The sequence below is a fragment of the Marisediminitalea sp. genome (assembly GCF_984433645.1).
The window spans coordinates 1-2,696 of record NZ_CFIDRX010000285.1 but is presented as its reverse complement, the minus strand read 5'-3'; the positions used below and the strand labels follow the sequence as shown (position 1 = coordinate 2,696).

At 48.1% G+C, this 2,696-nt stretch carries 3 protein-coding genes; all 3 read right to left on the bottom strand.

All coding sequences use genetic code 11. From position 1 onward, the window contains the following. Nucleotides 1-2 precede the first annotated feature (2 nt). Nucleotides 3-1,553: an exosortase A gene (gene xrtA, locus AC4MRN_RS20360; RefSeq protein WP_491204350.1), complete on the bottom strand. Its 1,551-nt coding sequence runs from the start codon at nucleotides 1,551-1,553 to the stop codon at nucleotides 3-5. A 13-nt stretch (nucleotides 1,554-1,566) separates the two neighbouring features. Next, nucleotides 1,567-2,409: an XrtA system polysaccharide deacetylase gene (locus AC4MRN_RS20355; protein WP_491204351.1), complete on the bottom strand. Its 843-nt coding sequence runs from the start codon at nucleotides 2,407-2,409 to the stop codon at nucleotides 1,567-1,569. A gap of 8 nt (nucleotides 2,410-2,417) precedes the next feature. Next, nucleotides 2,418-2,696: sugar transferase (locus tag AC4MRN_RS20350; RefSeq protein WP_491204349.1), on the bottom strand; the 279-nt coding region annotated here is incomplete at its 5' end.

Sequence of the window (2,696 nt, the reverse complement as noted above, 5' to 3'; positions counted from 1 at the left end):
GCTTATTGCCCTAATCTCACATCATCACTTAACGACGCGTACTGTTTTTCAATAAACGTACTTAGCTGGGCCTGTTGACGGGCCAATTCACGTCGCTCCACTTCCATTGAAAGTGCAACAACACCGCCATGAGCTGGCTCACCTGACAGCGTCTTCGCAATCTGTGCAATTTTAGTTTCACGCTGGTTAGCATAACCAGACTGGTTAAGCACAAACCAATAAGCCATCAAGCGCAACTGCCCGCTCGGGGAAGAAATAAGCTCCATACTATAGGGCTTATCTGACGCGTCTATTTTAATATCTTCGACCTTGGTCCAGTTATCCTGGTCGTAAAACCGATTGATTGAACTGATCAGCTCCCCCTGCCCTGCGGCGTAGAAAGCCTGATAAATCGTGATCTCGGTAGTGGCATCTGCGTCCATCAACAAATAACGCTCTGCAGTCGCCCTGCGATATTTTACCTGCCACGGCAAACGCATTGACGCATCATCAACAACGAACTCAGTCGCGCGGTTGAAGGTATATGCCTGGTTTAACGCCTCAGGCAGTGCCGATTGGATAAACTGAAACCACACTGTAGACAGCACCATGACTGCGGAAAAACCCGCTAACCCGGCTTTACCGTATGCCGAAAATGCCTGGGCACTGTGTCGTTCAACTCTCTCATCCGATTCTGCAACGTCGTCAGCCGTCGATTTAGGTGCCCGCTCGCGAATAAACTCACCTAATGCCAATAAGCAAATGATCACAAAAGCAAAGAAAAACCAACCGTATATCAGATGATCGGCACCTACCGCGTATTTCATATCGGACATATGTGCGATCATGATAATACCGTAAACCCGGACAATATTCGCCGCAACGGGAAAGACGATAGACAACAATACAAACGACGCCCTGCGCCAGGGTGCCTGCATATTCAAATAAGCGTACAAACTACCGATAACCAGAGAAGCTATAAAAAAGCTGATACCAGAACAGGCTTCTGCAACCAGGAAACGGCCTTTAGGAATCTCAATATACAATCCGCTGCGAAAGACCGGCACGCCACTGAGCTCCAGCAACTGTACGGAGAACGTTGCCGCTATTTGCTGTAAGAGGGGGACAAGTTCCTCGCCAATTGGAATACAAAATAAAATAAATACAAGGGGAAACAAAATGGTTCTGGCAGCTTTCGTTCCCAGTACAAACCAGTACAACACCGGAAGGAGTGTGAACATAGCCGCATGCATGAAGATTTGGACATCCCCGGCTAAGCCGACAGCGTACAAGGCGACAAGGGGAGCGATAAAAATCAACGTCCACATACTGGGCTTAATCGGGGTGTTCAGTAATGCGTCGCGCTTCAGATAGATAAGGTAAAAGGCCCCAGGCAACACGAACATACAATGGTTAAAGATGTCCGAGCCATACCAAATGGCAACCGCTGAGACCAATCCCTTGTGAAAGACCAGTGCCCAAGCGGCCAGAACAACCAGCATAAGCACAGTAACAGCGGAAAATGTAAGACGGACCGGATAGGCGCCACTGCCTGTGACTGATTGCTCCTGCATACTACTGCTACCCTTATTTGAGCTCGTAAGCGTCGGCCATGGTACCCCAGCGGTAATCACTGAGCAGGCGTTTGAGTTTACCTTCCATGCGCCCAAGATTGATGTAATGTCGAATCTTAGACTTCAGCGGCGCATTGGCTATTTTAGGCTGACCCGGGTCAATTTCCCATGGGTGGAAATAAAAACTGTACGGCGCTGTTTCACTTTGCATAAAAGCTTGAATGCGCTTGCGTGACAGCCAATACGGATACAACCGGAAATAACCGCCGCCACCAATACCAACGTTTTTATCGTTTTTGACTATTGTTGGAATTGGAATTTCCGTTATTCCTTCCGGACGCTGATATTTAAAGCGAGGCCACTCTGGTACGCCGTATAAGTCATGCGAGATCGGATAGGTACTGGAGGAATATTCAAAACCCAGTTCAACCAGGACTTCGTAAATCCATTGATTATCATCGTTGACGGAAAAGCTGGGAGCACGGTAGCCCTTTACCGCAACACCGCCCGCATCCTCCAGGATGGCTTTGCTGGTCTTCACATCGTCGATAAATTCATCGCGTGTCATTGTGGTCGCCCGGCGGTGATTTAATCCGTGGCTCGCCAGTTCATGGCCTTCTTCCACAATGCGTTTAATGAGCGTTGGGCAGCGCTGTGCGACCCATCCCAATGTAAAAAACGTAGACTTGGCATTATGCTCTGCAAAAACATCCAACAACCGGTGCGTATTTTCTTCTACACGCAGCGGAATTGACGACCAGTCAGAGGGTTTAAGCACTGACTCAAACGCAGAGACCTGAAAATAGTCCTCAACGTCAACTGTCATTGCATTCAGGCGGTTATCCAACAAAGGCATATTCATTATTACCTGCCTTTTCCAAACAACACGATTTCAACAGTCCTTATCAAAATCAGAATATCCAGTAATAAGCTTTGATGCTTAACGTAATACAGGTCGAACTTCAATTTCTCCATTGAATCTTCAACACTCGCCCCGTAGGGGTAATTTAGCTGTGCCCACCCGGCCAAACCAGGCTTAACGTTGTGCCGCTGATTGTAATAAGGAACTTCTTTGACCAGTTGCTCAACAAACTCCGGACGCTCCGGGCGCGGACCGATAAAAGACATCTCGCCACGGAATAC

Coding starts and splice junctions, on each gene's coding strand:
- xrtA (WP_491204350.1), bottom strand. CDS start 1,553: ATGCAGGAGCAATCAGTCACAGGCAGTGGCGCCTATCCGGTCCGTCTT.
- AC4MRN_RS20355 (WP_491204351.1), bottom strand. CDS start 2,409: ATGCCTTTGTTGGATAACCGCCTGAATGCAATGACAGTTGACGTTGAG.